The sequence below is a fragment of the Lancefieldella parvula genome (genome assembly GCF_963547875.1).
Classification (GTDB): domain Bacteria; phylum Actinomycetota; class Coriobacteriia; order Coriobacteriales; family Atopobiaceae; genus Lancefieldella; species Lancefieldella parvula_D.
This window is the reverse complement of record NZ_CAUUSI010000001.1, coordinates 320,354-334,518: the sequence shown is the minus strand read 5'-3', so window position 1 is coordinate 334,518 and position 14,165 is coordinate 320,354. Positions and strand designations below refer to the sequence as shown.

At 46.9% G+C, this 14,165-nt stretch carries 12 protein-coding genes; all 12 read left to right on the top strand.

Features of this window, described 5'->3' with window-relative positions:
• Positions 1-114: 114 nt before the first annotated feature.
• The 12 genes from RWJ96_RS01620 to RWJ96_RS01565 all read left to right on the top strand — a co-directional run bounded on the left by RWJ96_RS01620 (position 115) and on the right by RWJ96_RS01565 (position 14,131).
• Positions 115-1,110 (top strand): 2-keto-3-deoxygluconate permease, encoded by a 996-nt coding sequence (locus tag RWJ96_RS01620; RefSeq protein ID WP_314018566.1) that lies wholly within the window; start codon positions 115-117, stop codon positions 1,108-1,110.
• A 908-nt stretch (positions 1,111-2,018) separates the two neighbouring features.
• A complete protein-coding gene (locus RWJ96_RS01615) occupies positions 2,019-3,107 on the top strand; it encodes an SGNH/GDSL hydrolase family protein (protein WP_314018564.1) in 1,089 nt (362 codons plus the stop codon).
• Between the two features lie 109 nt (positions 3,108-3,216).
• Entirely contained in the window at positions 3,217-4,458 is a 1,242-nt protein-coding gene (locus RWJ96_RS01610; RefSeq protein WP_314018562.1) for an HD domain-containing protein, read from the top strand.
• A gap of 104 nt (positions 4,459-4,562) precedes the next feature.
• Positions 4,563-5,894 carry a replication-associated recombination protein A gene (locus tag RWJ96_RS01605; protein ID WP_314018560.1) on the top strand — a complete coding sequence of 444 codons (1,332 nt, stop codon included), beginning with the start codon at positions 4,563-4,565 and terminating at the stop codon, positions 5,892-5,894.
• A gap of 91 nt (positions 5,895-5,985) precedes the next feature.
• On the top strand, positions 5,986-6,597 hold the full coding sequence (locus RWJ96_RS01600) for a DUF948 domain-containing protein (protein WP_314018558.1): 612 nt from the start codon (positions 5,986-5,988) through the stop codon (positions 6,595-6,597).
• Between the two features lie 6 nt (positions 6,598-6,603).
• Positions 6,604-6,987: an ATP-binding protein gene (locus RWJ96_RS01595; protein ID WP_314018556.1), complete on the top strand. Its 384-nt coding sequence runs from the start codon at positions 6,604-6,606 to the stop codon at positions 6,985-6,987.
• A complete protein-coding gene (locus RWJ96_RS01590; protein WP_314018555.1) occupies positions 6,980-7,834 on the top strand; it encodes a SigB/SigF/SigG family RNA polymerase sigma factor in 855 nt (284 codons plus the stop codon). Before RWJ96_RS01595 ends, RWJ96_RS01590 begins: the two co-directional genes overlap by 8 nt.
• Positions 7,834-9,216, top strand: a complete 1,383-nt coding sequence (locus RWJ96_RS01585) for an AI-2E family transporter (protein ID WP_314018554.1) — start codon at positions 7,834-7,836, stop codon at positions 9,214-9,216. Before RWJ96_RS01590 ends, RWJ96_RS01585 begins: the two co-directional genes overlap by 1 nt.
• Before the next feature lie 25 nt (positions 9,217-9,241).
• A complete protein-coding gene (gene alaS, locus RWJ96_RS01580; RefSeq protein WP_314018552.1) occupies positions 9,242-11,887 on the top strand; it encodes an alanine--tRNA ligase in 2,646 nt (881 codons plus the stop codon).
• A 3-nt stretch (positions 11,888-11,890) separates the two neighbouring features.
• Positions 11,891-12,313 carry a Holliday junction resolvase RuvX gene (ruvX, locus tag RWJ96_RS01575; protein ID WP_314018550.1) on the top strand — a complete coding sequence of 141 codons (423 nt, stop codon included), beginning with the start codon at positions 11,891-11,893 and terminating at the stop codon, positions 12,311-12,313.
• Positions 12,314-13,624, top strand: coding sequence for an endolytic transglycosylase MltG (gene mltG / locus RWJ96_RS01570; RefSeq protein ID WP_314018548.1), 1,311 nt, complete (start codon positions 12,314-12,316; stop codon positions 13,622-13,624). It begins immediately after the preceding gene.
• 9 nt (positions 13,625-13,633) lie between these two features.
• Positions 13,634-14,131 (top strand): YqeG family HAD IIIA-type phosphatase, encoded by a 498-nt coding sequence (locus RWJ96_RS01565; protein ID WP_314018546.1) that lies wholly within the window; start codon positions 13,634-13,636, stop codon positions 14,129-14,131.
• Positions 14,132-14,165 lie beyond the last annotated feature (34 nt).

The window sequence follows — 14,165 nt, the reverse complement described above, 5'->3', positions numbered from 1 at the left end:
TCTCGGGCTTCTTTAGTATTTCTGCTTGAATAATACAGGGCTTCCCCGTATAGTTTCTTTATGCTGATAAAGTAGGTCAACTATTTTTTGACCACCAGGGCAAAGGAGCTGATAATGGCAGCTGAACAGCAAAAGACAACTCGTAAGATTGGCGTCCCCAGGTTCCCTGGCGATATTATGCTTTATCCACTTTCTGTGGGCCTACTGCTTCACTCTTTTTTCCCTCAGGTTCTAGAAATTGGTAGTTTTACCACAGCTGTTGCTAAGGGTGCTCCTGCTATTGTTGGCATTGTTCTGCTGTTTGTCGGCGCTTCCATTGACCTGAAGACAGTTCCAAAGGTTCTAAAGACTGGTTTGACCATTCTTATCCCTAAGCTTGCTATTGCTATTGCCTTTGGTCTTTTTGTTGCCAAGTTCATGAACGATAACTTCTTTGGTCTTAATGCACTTTCCATTATTGGTGGCATCACCTTCTGTAATGTTGCCCTGTACATTGGTATTACTGCTGAGTATGGAACTCCTGATGAGCAGGGTGCAGCTGCAGTTTTATCTCTTGTTGCAGGTCCTGCAGTTACCATGATTGCTCTAGGCGCAGCAGGCGTTGCAGCAATTTCTCCTACCGCACTTATCGGTACGCTGCTCCCTCTGGTTCTTGGTGTTGTTCTTGGTAACCTTAGTCCATTTATTAGGGGACTTTTGGTTCCTGGTATTAACCCTTGTATTGCTGTTGTTGGTTTTGCGCTTGGTTGCGGTATGAGTGTTGAGAACCTTATTACTGGTGGTCCATCAGGCATTCTTTTGGCAGTTCTTTGTATCATCACTGGTATTCTTACCATGCTTGTTGAGCGTCTTCTTGGTGGTTCTGGTAAGGCAAGTCTTGCAAGTGCAACTATTGCAGGAACTGCAACAACCACTCCTGCTGCGGTTGCTAGTGTTGATCCAACCTATACAGCTCAGGTTGTTGCAAACGCAAACGCTCAGCTTGCAGCTGCGGTAGTTATTACTGCACTGGTAGCTCCAGCATTTACCGGTTGGCTTGATAAGAAGCTGGCTAAGAAAAATGATGCCAGTGAGGCACAGACTTCAGAAGAAGGACCTGCTACTGAGTAATTAAGTAGGCTTTATATAATGCATATGAACTGCCTCCCATTTCTTATGTCCAAGAAATGGGAGGCAGTTCATATGCGGGTGATTATGATTCTGCAGCGTGTTAGCGTCGGCTTTTAGGCCTGGCGCACAAAATAGCGCAGCTTTGGTAGGTCTCGCTGAAGAATCGACACGTTCTTAATCAAGATAGCAGGCAGCTAGGCGGTCGCACTACCTGATATGCATCTCTATGCATAAACTTCATCTAATATGCTGGAAAATGAATAGAGAAATATAAAGAATTTAACTATAGGTAAATTCCGCTTCTAAGGAACACACCTATGACAGATATTCTGCACAATTGCGGCCATATTACACATCAAATGAAGATAATCTGCACGTTTTAGCTATTTTCAGCGTCATGTATACGTCTTTTTGACAGATTATCTGACTTAGGTGTGTTTTGAACTGCCTCCTATTTCTCGTGTCTAAGAAATGGGAGGCAGTTCACAGAAGAGGGTTTTATTCACCGGTTAAAGAAAATAAATGATGTGGCTTATCTCGAATATAAGCGCAAGTATGAGGAAAACTAAGAACAAAATTCTTACCCCTTTTTTGATACCGCTTTTAAAAAAGACATAAAAATCGATAACCTCAGTCAGAATTAATACTAGAAAAAATAGTAATGGTGGAATAAGTCCCTGTTTCCACAGTAGCCGCATTCCCTGATAAGCCAGAAAACTGACCAATATTACAATACGAACTGTTTTTCTAGAAATCGGTTCTGAAAAATTAAAAATCTTCTCACCAAACATATCTGTTGCCTCCCTATGGACAACAAGAGCAGTTTATTTGTTGCTAAAGATTGTAATACTGTCTATTAACCTCGTAGTATATAACTATAGTAATTTAACTTGTGATTGGAGGTGCGTATGGAAGTGGGAGAGTGGAGCATTAGTTCTCCAGCATCTAAGTTTTTACTTGGTGCACCATGGTCAGAAAAGCTTGCTCACGGATGGGTTCATCCGCTGCGCATCTCTCCCAATCAGCTTAGAGTTATTGGCTCTTGCTCTTCTTGGCACCCCGGTCTTTTTAAACAGATGGCAGCGTGCACTTCAGATATTCAAGTTGCTTTTACCACGGACAGCTCAGAAGTGGCTCTTGATTTAAAAATTGATGAACTTCCTAAGGGGTCCTTGTCTGTTTTACAGTTACTTAAAGCTGGGTATCTTAAAAAGCTCAGCTCTGTATTTGTGACGGTTGACGGTAAACCTTACAAGAACTTCTCGCTGGATGATGCAGGTGAACAGACACTTTCTATTCATCTAGAAACAGAAACCTCTGAAGATGACCTTGCTAGGCTTCCAGGCTTTAATGACACGCATCACGTGAGTGTTTACTTGCCCTGTTTGCAAAGCGACTCCGTTAAAAATCTCCGTGGCAATGGCACGTTTTTCTCGCCCGATGAGCCTAAGAAAAAACTAGTGGTGTTTGGCGATTCTATTGCGCAGGGTTTTGTTGTGGAACGCCCAGACAAAACTTGGCCGCGCTGTCTTGCTAAGCGCATGAAGCTTGAGGTGGTTAACCAGGGAATTGGTGGACAAGTTTTTCAGCCTGGCTCGTATACGTTCATTGAGGATGTTTCTTTAGTTGTTGTTGCACTTGGAGCAAATTATCGCTATGAGAAATGCGCAAAGTCGCAGGTAACATACGATATTCAAAATTCACTCTGGCAGATCTCTCAGATGTATGCGGATACTCGTGTGGTGGTTCTGACGCCCACCCCTTATTTTGAGGATACGTATCCCACACACCCTTATTCTTGTTTTGCCGAGGTTCCTCAAATAATTGAAGAAGCTGCTGGTAGATTTGGTTTGCAGTGCATTTCTGGAGAAAAGCTGCTGCCGCAGGAAAAGAAGTATTTTGCTGACGATGTGCATCCAAATTCTAAGGGTGCGGCATTTTTAGCAAAAAATCTGTTTGAAGCCTTAAAACAGCCAGTTCAGGATAGTCTTTTTTAGACGCTAGGCTTTCTCAAAAGTTCTTCAGAAGCTCTCTCAAAATTCAACACGAGTTTTTGTCCGGTGAAACTTCTACACTAGAGGTGAAAAACATCTAGAGAGGATACACATGAACATAACTAATCCTTTTGCACCTCATATGACTGGACAACTTTCAGAAGAAACTCAGGCCCTTGTGGCTGAGCAAATAGCCAAGGGCACCTTAAGTCCTTACGCGTGCAAAAATGAAGACATCATTCGCCGAGATTCCGCCCATGATCAGGCAACGCTTTTGCGTCCCGCTTTTATGCGAGATGTCGAGAAAATCATGCATACTCCTGCATATAACAGGCTAAACGGCAAAACACAGGTTTTCTCGTTTCGTGCGCATGATGATATTACGCGACGCGGCCTTCATGAGCAGCTTGTTTGTAGAGTTGCTAAAGATATTGGCCGTGCACTTGGCCTTAACCTTGATTTGATCGAAGCAATAGCTCTTGGTCATGACGTGGGCCATACTCCTTTTGGTCATGCGGGGGAGTATTTCCTCAATGATATTTATCACGAGCAAACGGGACGTTGGTTTTTCCACAACGTACAAAGTGTGCGTGTGCTTGATGGTCTTTATGCAAGAAACCTTTCTTTGCAGACGCTTGATGGAGTAATTTGCCATAACGGTGAGTTTGAACAGCAGATACTTCAAATGAGTGAACTTTCAACTTTTGATGAGTTTGACAAGGTGGTAGAAGATTGCTGGGAGAGAGGTCCTCAGGCTATTGCTCACCTGCGTCCTATGACGCTTGAGGGCTGTGTTATGCGCATCTCTGACATTATTGCGTATGTTGGAAAAGATAGACAGGATGCGCTTCGTGCTGGCGTTGCCACAGAAGAAACGTTTGATGATGGCCTTGGTGGCGCCTATAACGCATGGGCCACCTCTGCTTTTGTTGCAGATATTGTTCAGAACAGCTTTGGTAAGCCTCAGATTTCTCTTTCTGAAGAGGCATTTAAAGAGATGAAACGAGCAAAGCGCGAGAATTACCAGAAGATTTATGGCGCATCAGAAGCCAATGGCGATTTCTCTGAAGACATTAAACACCTGTTTGAGAAGCTGTACGAGTACGAGCTGTCTGTACTTAAATCTGGAGATCAGAGCCTTGCAATCTTTAAGCATCATATTGAGCCGGTGAGTAGGCACCTTTCTAGGTACGGTCATACGTATGACTGGAAGAGCGATGTACATCGCACTGTTGTTGATTTTATTTCCGCAATGACCGATGACTACTTTGTGGCTACCTGTGAAGCACTCTTTCCAGAAGCCCAGGAGCTCTTTCCAAAGAGAAGTTACTTTGCAGAAGGGGTACGTGCGTAAGACTGGGGTCGGTCAAAGTGCAATAGTTGGGCCACTTAAAGAGCATTTGTGTTGAGCGGGTTTCTCGCCAAGCTTTTATGTTTGAGACGGGGTAAAATAGCTGCATGGATACTTTATTTTCTGGCATGGAACGTGCCGCTAAAAAAGCTAATGCACCACTTGCAGCTCGCATGCGTCCTACCACGCTTGATGGATACGTGGGTCAGGAAGATGCGGTTGGTCCAGGCTCATGGCTGCGTAAGGCCATCGAGCACGATACACTCTCGTCTGTCTTGTTGTACGGCCCGGCCGGTACCGGTAAAACCACGCTTGCGCGCATCATCGCTCATACAACGCACGCAGAGTTTGTGGAAGTATCCGCAATTACGGGTACTGTTAAAGACCTTCGCAGAGAGATTGAGGCTGCAGAGTCAAGGCTTTTAACAGCAGGTAGAAGAACCATTCTGTTCATCGATGAGATTCATCGCTTTACACGCTCTCAGCAGGACGCTCTGCTTCACGCGGTAGAAGATAGAATTGTTGTTCTTATTGGCGCTACTACAGAAAACCCTTACTTTGAGGTCAATAGCGCCCTGATTTCTCGTTCACGTGTAGTGGAGCTGCATGCATTGTCAGACGCAGCAATCGATGAGCTTATTCAGCGAGCGCTTGAGTCAGAAGACGGTCTGGCTGGTGCATTTGTCTTGGAAGAAGATGCTCGCAAAGAGATTGTGACACTTGCGGGCGGAGATGGTCGTGCGGCTTTAACCTCTCTTGAGCTCGCCTCTCAGATGGTTGACGTTCCAGAATCTGCTGATAGTAAAGCGTCTGAGCCACTTGTAATTACCAAGCAGAATGTTCTTGAGGCAAATCCTCGTCGCGGTCTTCCCTACGATAAAGCAGGGGATATGCACTATGACATTATCTCTGCGTTTATTAAGTCCATGCGAGGCTCAGACCCTGACGCAGCGCTGTATTGGCTTGCACGCATGATTGATGCAGGAGAAGATCCTAAATTTATTGCTCGCCGCATTATGATTTTGGCTTCGGAAGATATTGGCAACGCTGATCCGCAGGCGCTGCTTATTGCACATGCAGCGTTTAGGTCAGCCGAGGTCATTGGTTACCCTGAGTGCAGAATTAACCTTGCACAAGCAGTTATTTATATGGCACTGGCTCCAAAGTCTAATGCTGCAGAAGCAGGTATTGATGCGGCACTTCACGAGGTCAGAACAGGTCCAAGGCGAGAAGTTCCAAGTTACTTAAGAGACCGCACACGCCCTGGTTCTGAAGAGTACGGCAACTACCTCTATCCTCACAATTATCCTGGCGGGTGGATTGAGCAGCGTTACCTTCCAGAGGGACTTGAACGCGGTGCGTTCTTCTCGCCATCCCCAAGAGGTTGGGAAGCGTGGAGAATTGCAGCTACAGAGCGTGATCGTCACGAGGAAGCCTAGGATTTTGAATTAGTTAAGTGGGAGCATTAAGAAGGCGCTCCTCGGGTAGAATAAAAGGAACTGTAACCGTTAGCTTTGAGGGATGGCATAGATGGATTACTTACAGATTGCCCTTGTAGTCTTAGCCGTAGCTGGTGTTTGGGCTATTGTCGAGGTTGCTCTGACCCTAAGAACAACAAGAAAGTCAATTACTGAGATTACACTCTCAGCTAACAACACCATTGAGCAGATTCAGCCTGTTATTTCAAAGATTGATGGCATGGTTGATGAGCTTGATCCAACTGTTAAGCAGCTACCTGCACTTATGCAGAAGGTTGATGAGGCTGCAGAGAACGCTAATACCTCCCTTGAGAGCCTCAACGTAGTTCTTGGTGATGTAGCAACCGTTTCTGGTGCAGCATCTGCTGTAACTGCCACTGTCAGCAAAGCTGCAAGCGATGCTGTCACAGGTGTTGTTGAGTCTGTTTCAAAGCTGGGAACTGGCCTCGGTGGATCTTTGAATCCTTCCAAGCTTGCAGAGGCTGCTCAGGCTCGCTTGAGTGATGCAACTGCAACTGCTCAGCAGAGTGCACAACGTGCTCAAGAGTACCTTGAAGAGCTCCCTTTGCTTTCTCAGGATAAGACAAAGCATTCTAAGCCCGCTCGTACTGAGCAGTTCTATATTGAGTATGGTTCTGAGTCTTCTCAGAAGACTGAGGAGTAGATTGTTATGGCACAAAAAATTGTTGAGCTTTCCGCTCCAGCAGATCCAACATTTGCTCGTTCAGTCAGAATGATGGCTGCTAATCTTGCCGTTTTGTGCAAGATGAATGTTGATGAGCTCGAAGACGTCAAAATGGCCGCTGAAGAGGGCTTTGTCTTTGCATGTGGCACTCAAAATGAATCCGTAGATATTACGTTTACCCTCGAAGACAATGCTATGGCTATTGACTTTGATTTGGGTGATGAAGATCCAGTTGAGTCTGAGACAGATAATTCTCAGCCACTTGAGCTTGTAGAGCTACTGCTCTCTGCTATTTGTGACCAGTTTGAGCTCAGTGACGACGGTTACACACTTCATCTTGTGAAGATTTCTGGCGGTGCACATGCCTAAACCTGAAGCAAACGAGACAGTACAGGCATCTGCAGAAGAGCAGAAAGCCGCAAGAAGAGCTGCTCGTCGTGCTTCTAAAGGTACCCCGGCCTGGGATAAAGATAGAACACGCCAGCTCTTTGCCCAATATAAAGAAACAAAAGATCCTGAGGTAAGAGACCAGCTCATTGTGAGTCACTTAAACCTCGTGCGTTTTTTGGCTTCTAAGTTCAAAAACCGTGGAGAACCCCTTGATGATTTGATTCAGGTGGGAACCATTGGACTTATCAAAGCAATTGATAGGTTTGAGCCTGATCGTGGTCTTGAATTTACAACGTATGCAACGCCAACCATCATGGGAGAAATTAAGCGTCACTTCCGCGATAAAGGCTGGTCAGTACGTGTTCCTCGACGTCTGCAGGAGCTTTCGTCCAAGATAAATCAGGTTACTGATGACTTGACTAAAGAGCTGCAAAGAAGCCCTTCAATTGAAGAGATTGCCCAGCGTCTTGATACTAATGTTGAAGAGGTTCTTGAGGCTATGGAGTCTTCCAGTGCTTATAGCTCTGTTCCTCTTGAGGGAGGCGGCTCTGGCGCTGATGGAGACGAGACTCCTTCAATCATTGATCAGTATGTAACCGAAGATGAAGATCTTGCTGGTTCAGATGACCGCATTGTTCTTGAAGAGGCTATCAGGGATTTCTCTCCACGAGAGCAAGAGATTATCCGCATGCGTTTTGTCGAAGGCCTTACCCAGGTTGAGATTGCGGAGAAACTCAACATCTCTCAGGTGCAGGTTTCAAGGCTGCTTCGTCGCACTTTAAAGCGTATTCAAGAAAAGATTGACCCAGAAAGTGTGAATCGTTAATGGATCAAAAGCACCAAAACTTTTCTGATTCAGTTCAAAAATGGAAACAGCGTGGCTTAATGGTGTGGACAGCTATTGGTCTGGCTGCATTGTTCGCGCTTGCACTGCATGTTCTTGGCATCCTGGGACAGGCTGTTGAGCTGCTAGCCATTGGTGCTATTGTTGCGTTTGTCTGTAGTCCTGTTACCAATTGGCTTGAAGACAGGGGAGTGCCTCGTGGCCTTTCCGCTCTTATTGCGCTTGTTCTTACGCTCATTGTGCTGGTAGTATTTTTGATTTTGATTGCGCAGCCATTGGTATTTGAGCTTACTACGCTACTTAGAAACGCTCCTTCGTATGCAACTCAAATAGGAGCAATGGCAAGGGAGTTTTGGCAGAACTTTGACACTCAAAGTAACCCTGCTGTTAGACAGACAGTAGAACTTGCAATTGAACAGGCATCAAGTATTGGAATATCAGTTGCTTCTGGTATTTTGAGTTGGCTTTCTACATCTGCTTTAGGCAATATCTCTTCTATGGCAAACCAACTCATGGTCTTCTTCTTAGGCCTAGTGCTTGCCTATTGGTTGGCTAAAGATTATCCAGTTATTGTCCGTGAGATGGCTATTATTGCTGGTCCTCAAAAAGAGAATGAGTTCAGACTTATTCTTGCAATCTTAAGTAGATCTACCAGTGGATATATGCGAGGCACTATCATTACCTCTGCGGTTAATGGCATTCTTGTGTACTTTGGGTGTCTGATTTTAGGCAACCCTTATGCCGCTCTTATTGGCATGGTTACAGGAATCTTCCATATTATTCCTGTAGTTGGACCGGTTTTCTCGGCAGGTATTGCTCTTATTTTAAGTATTTTGGTAGACCCCATCATGACCGTATGGACCATTGTTATTTTGATGGTTGCACAAAACCTTGTTGATAATGTGCTTTCACCTTTGGTTATGGCAACAAGTGTCAAAGTGCACCCGGGTCTCTCTCTGTTGGGAATTGTCATTGGCAGCACTCTTGGAGGAGTGGTTGGAACTATTCTTGCCATACCTTTGACAGCAGCACTAAGGGGCATCTTTGTGTACTTCTTTGAGAAGTATTCAGGCAGACAGATTGTCTCGCCAAATGGCGCGCTTTTTAATTCAACGCAGTATGTGGATGAGTCTGGAGCTATTCTGCCAGAGTATGATGCCCTAGATGACCCAAAGTTCTTTGAGGAATCGCGTCTTGTTGATCAAGACACTACGGCTCATGTGCGCAGCAAGTCTTCAGCTCCCGCACCCAAGATTCTTGGACATGATTTTTCTCAGTTACTTTTTAGGAATACTCAAGAAGTTACTAAGGAACCAGATAAACCATCGTCAGATGCGGTAGACTCAGACAGTACAAAAGAGTAGTTATTTGAATACGGAGAAGTACTTTATGGCTGACTATAAAACAATGACAACAGCAGAGATTCGCGAGGACTTCCTAAGCTTCTTTGAGAGCAAGGGTTGCAAGCGCTACCCTTCTTCATCTCTGGTGCCTTCTGATCCTTCGCTGCTTCTTGCTAATGCTGGCATGAACCAGTTCAAGGAATATTACCAGGGCATCAAGACTATGAAGGAGATTGGCGCAACTTCCTGCCAGAAGTGCCTTCGTACTAACGATATTGACAACATTGGCGACTCTCGCCATCTCTCATTCTTCGAGATGCTGGGTAACTTCTCCTTTGGTGGTTACACCAAGCGCGATGCATGTACCTGGGCAATGGAGTTTATTTCTTCTCCAGAGTACCTTGGCCTGCCTCTTGATCGCCTGTACTTTACTGTTTTTACTGACGACGATGAGGCAATTGAGATCTGGAAGTCTCTTGGCGTAGCAGAAGACCACATCACCCGTCTGGGCGAGGAGGACAACTTCTGGGCAGCTGGTCCAACTGGTCCTTGCGGTCCTTGCTCCGAGATTTACTTTGACCAGGGTCCTGAGTTTGAGGGAGAGGCCCCTGGAGACGATGGCGACCGTTACCTTGAGTTCTGGAACCTCGTCTTTACTCAGTTTGACCGCCAGGAAGATGGTTCTCTACCTGAGCTTCCTCACCGCAACATCGATACCGGCATGGGCCTTGAGCGTATTGCAGCTATCATGCAGCATGAGGGCACCAACTACGAGGGTGACATCATGCGTTCCCTCATTTCTTTGGGCGAGAAACTCTCTGGTAAAAAGTATCACACAACTGACGAGATTGACCGCAGCTTGCGCATTCTTGCAGACCACTCCCGTGCAGTTACCTTTATGATTGGCGACGGTATTCTCCCTGGTAATGAGGGCAGAAGCTACATCCTTCGCCGCCTGCTCCGTCGCGCTGTCTACCACGGCCGCTTGCTGGGCATCCAGGGCACCTTCATGGCAGAGTACGCACATGAGGTTGCCGTTCTGCTTGGCGCAGAATACCCAGAGCTTGTCGAGAAGAGCGCTCTTATCGACGGCATTTTGACCGCAGAAGAGGAGCGCTTTGGCGCTACGCTTGACGCAGGCGAGTCCAAGCTCACCGCTGAGCTTGAGCAGCTTGAGGATGGCGCTCAGCTTTCCGGTGAGGTTGCATTCCTTCTGCACGATACCTACGGATTCCCTATTGATCTTACTCGTGAGATTGCTGCAAATGCAGGTCACGTTGTTGACATGGACGCCTTTGACGCTGCAATGACAGAGCAGCGCGAGCGTGCTCGTGCATCTGCTAACCGCGATGCCTGGGGTAATGCTCAGAGCGTCTGGGTTGCACTCTCTGACCGCCTCGATGAGACCGTCTTTGACGGCTACGACAACAACGAGCTCTCTGGCGTTCGTGTTGTTGCCCTTGTTCAGGACGGACAGGAGGTTGAGTCCGCTGCTGCAGGCTCCGAGGTTGAGGTTGTACTTGACCGTACGCCTTTCTATGCAGAGATGGGCGGTCAGGTTGGTGACACCGGCAAGCTGACAGCTCCTGGTCTCTATGTTCACGTCACTGACACCAAACATCGCGACGGCGGACTTGAGTCCCACGTTGGCGTGGTAGAGGAGGGCACCATCTCCGTTGGTGACTCTGTCACCGCAACCATTGATGCTGGCCGCCGTGAGCTTATCCGCCGCAACCACACGGCAACTCACCTGCTTGACGCAGCACTCAAGAAGGTTCTGGGAGATCACGTTAACCAGGCTGGTTCTCTTGTTGCCCCAGATCGTATGCGCTTTGACTTTACGCACTTTGAGGCTCTTACCAAAGATGAGCTTGATCGCATTGAAGGCATGGTCAACGCAGAAATCTTTGCTGCTAAGCCTGTTGTCACTCAGATCATGAGCATCGAAGATGCAAAGGCTGCTGGTGCTGTTGCCCTCTTTGGCGAGAAGTACGGCGATGTTGTACGTGTTGTTTCTGCTGGCGCAGAAGATGCTCCATTCTCTCGCGAGCTCTGTGGCGGTACTCATGCACGCAACACTGCTGACCTTGGCCTCTTCAAGATTATTTCTGAGAGCTCCGTCGGTTCTAACTCAAGGCGTATTGAGGCTGTAACCTCTATGGGCGCTATTGAGTACGTTGATGAGCGTCTGGCTCAGCTTGATGAGGTTGCTGCAGCTCTGAAGGTTCGTCCTTCCGCTGTTGCAGACCGCGTTGAGCAGCTGCAGCAGGACCTTCGCACTGCAAACCATAAGCTTGAGGCTGCTCTTACTGGAGCAGGTAGCAACCAGGTAGCAGAAGCACTTAAGTCTGCTGTTCAGCTTAACGGCTATAGCTGCGTAATTGCTAAGCTTGAGGGCCTTTCTGGCAAAGAGCTCCGCTCTGCATGGGATGGTATCCGCGATGCATCTGACGGCCAGCCTGTTGCTTGCGTCATCGCATCCGCAACCGCTGACGGTAAGGTTTCTCTGCTTGCAGGTGCAACTGATTCTGCAGTTGCAGCGGGTTTCTCGGCAGGAGACATTGTCAAAGAGATTGCAGAGCTTGTTGGTGGTCGCGGTGGCGGCAAGCCAGCAATGGCACAGGCAGGCGGTTCAAATGCTGCAGGAATTGACGCAGCACTTGAGGCTGCAAGAACAAAGCTTGGTGCGTAACGTTTGCGCGTTTTAGCTCTAGATATTGGTGAAGTTCGCATCGGGGTTGCTGTAAGTGACCCCGATGGTTCTATTGCGTCGCCCGTTTGTGTGCTTCCTGCACAAGAGGTACTCTCACATGCACGCACATTTAAAGCTGTGCTTGAGGATTGGGAGCCAGAACTGCTTTTGTGCGGTCGTCCTAAAACGCTCGCCGGCGAAGATGGACCACAGGCCCAAAAAATTACCGCTCAAGCTGAGCAAATTGCGAAGAACTGCCAACTTCCATTAGAATTTACTGACGAAAGACTTTCTTCTGCGGAAGCAAAGAAGATTCTTCGAGCGCAAGGTTTATCTGAAAAAGCCATGCGTGGAAAAGTTGACATGGTTGCTGCTTCGCTCTTTTTGCAATCATGGCTTGATGCACAGATGAATAAGGGAGACTAAATGCCCACCCTATCCAATGGTTCTTCTCCGCGTCGTCAGGGCGCACATTTTTCTTCTCCTGTACCAGAAGGACAGGCTCAGGAAGAGCAGGCTCAGCAGGAACAGATCACGCAACCTTCTGTTGAGGCTACAGGATCGCTACCTGCACTTACTGGTGGCAAGCTTTCTTCAAGAAGCGCTCAAGTCACTCATATGGCAAAGAACAAGCAGGTAAAGCATAGAGATAAGAAGGCTTCAAAGCGTTCTCGTATTTTTGCGGCACTTATCGCTTTTATCATGGTTGCGGTCCTTGGCATCTTTGTATGGAAAGTAGCGCTTCCAGAGCTTTCTCGCGCCAATTCCGATACACAAGAAATTACCGCTGGTCAGCAAGTTACCGTTACTATTCCAGATGGCGCTGGTGCTCAGGAAGTAGCAAAGATTCTTTTTGAGAACAAAATTATTGCTACTAAGAGTGAGTTCTTAAACCAGGTAAAGCGTCAGGATGCTGAGCAGAAAATCAAGAGCGGTATCTATGTTATTACCACTGGTACCAAGCCAGCAGACATCGTTCACCTGCTTATTTCTGGTCCTAATGCTCCTGGTAGTGGCTTTGTCGTACCAGAAGGCTATACCGTTTCTCAGGTTGCGGATTTGGTTCAGGACTACTTTGGTATTTCTCGCGATGATTTCTTGAATCAGGCAAAAGCATCCAATTATGTTGCTGACTATCCGTTCCTTGCTGGCGCGGTAGACGCTAACGATTCTCTTGAGGGCTACCTGTTTCCTAAGACGTATACCTTTACAGAAAGCAACGTAACTGCCGATACGGTCATTCGTGCCATGCTTGATCAGTTTAAGATAGAGACAGCTAATCTTAATCTTGACGCTGCTCGCATTACGCTCAATAAGCGTTACAACTTGAATCTTACTAACGAGCAAATCATTACCATGGCATCTATCATTGAGCGAGAAGCCCTGACTGATGAGGATCGTCCTAAGGTTGCATCTGTCTTCTACAATCGTCTGTATGACGATATGTACCTGCAGAGTGACGCAACTCTTGCCTATTCTCTGGGTAGGGAAGCTACTGCAGAAGAGCTCAGCTCAATGACAAGTGACCCGTACAACACCTATGCATTTAAGGGTTTGACTCCTACGCCTATTTGCTCTCCAGGTTATGCCTCCATTAAGGCAGCTATGGATCCAGCAGCAACCAATTATTACTACTTCTGGATTACCTCCGATGAGCACGTCTTCTCGGAGACCTATGACGAGCATCAGCAAGCTATTGAAAACGCACGCGAGCGTGAAGCCGCAAGCAAGCAATAGTTGGTGTCTATGAGCTTGATTAAAGCAACACAATACGTTTCTGCTGTTGAGCATATCTCTATAGAGAATCTTGTTCAGCAGGGGATTAAGCTTGTGCTCTTAGATCGCGATAATACCTGTGTGCCTCGAGACACCAAGACGGTGCCGCCAGCGGTATCTGCTTGGTTTGAGAAGGCTCATGCGGCTGGATTAACGCTCTGTCTTATCTCAAATAACATTCACCTCAATGAGGTTCAGCGTAGCGCTCATGAGCTGGGAATTGAGGGAGAAGGCTTTGCTTGCAAACCGCTGCCTCGCGCTTTAACTGCAGCTATGAAGCGTTTCTCGGCAACTAAAGAGCAAACCGTGATGGTGGGAGACCAGATTTTTACCGATGTAATTGCAGGTAATTTGGCTGGTGTTGCAACTATTTTGGTAAAGCCGCAGTCTACTGAGGATCTTTGGTATACCAATATCATTCGTCACGCAGAGCGCCGCATTTTAAAAAATGTAACTTTTACGTCATAACAAGACGGCTCTAGTTTACTTGCTCCAACTCGAT

Bases quoted from the DNA above. Each gene is read 5' to 3' on its own strand.
- RWJ96_RS01620 (WP_314018566.1), top strand. From the start codon at position 115: ATGGCAGCTGAACAGCAAAAGACAACTCGTAAGATTGGCGTCCCCAGG.
- RWJ96_RS01615 (WP_314018564.1), top strand. From the start codon at position 2,019: ATGGAAGTGGGAGAGTGGAGCATTAGTTCTCCAGCATCTAAGTTTTTA.
- mltG (WP_314018548.1), top strand. From the start codon at position 12,314: ATGCCCACCCTATCCAATGGTTCTTCTCCGCGTCGTCAGGGCGCACAT.
- alaS (WP_314018552.1), top strand. From the start codon at position 9,242: ATGGCTGACTATAAAACAATGACAACAGCAGAGATTCGCGAGGACTTC.
- RWJ96_RS01595 (WP_314018556.1), top strand. From the start codon at position 6,604: ATGGCACAAAAAATTGTTGAGCTTTCCGCTCCAGCAGATCCAACATTT.
- RWJ96_RS01565 (WP_314018546.1), top strand. From the start codon at position 13,634: ATGAGCTTGATTAAAGCAACACAATACGTTTCTGCTGTTGAGCATATC.
- RWJ96_RS01605 (WP_314018560.1), top strand. From the start codon at position 4,563: ATGGATACTTTATTTTCTGGCATGGAACGTGCCGCTAAAAAAGCTAAT.
- RWJ96_RS01610 (WP_314018562.1), top strand. From the start codon at position 3,217: ATGAACATAACTAATCCTTTTGCACCTCATATGACTGGACAACTTTCA.
- RWJ96_RS01585 (WP_314018554.1), top strand. From the start codon at position 7,834: ATGGATCAAAAGCACCAAAACTTTTCTGATTCAGTTCAAAAATGGAAA.
- RWJ96_RS01600 (WP_314018558.1), top strand. From the start codon at position 5,986: ATGGATTACTTACAGATTGCCCTTGTAGTCTTAGCCGTAGCTGGTGTT.
- RWJ96_RS01590 (WP_314018555.1), top strand. From the start codon at position 6,980: ATGCCTAAACCTGAAGCAAACGAGACAGTACAGGCATCTGCAGAAGAG.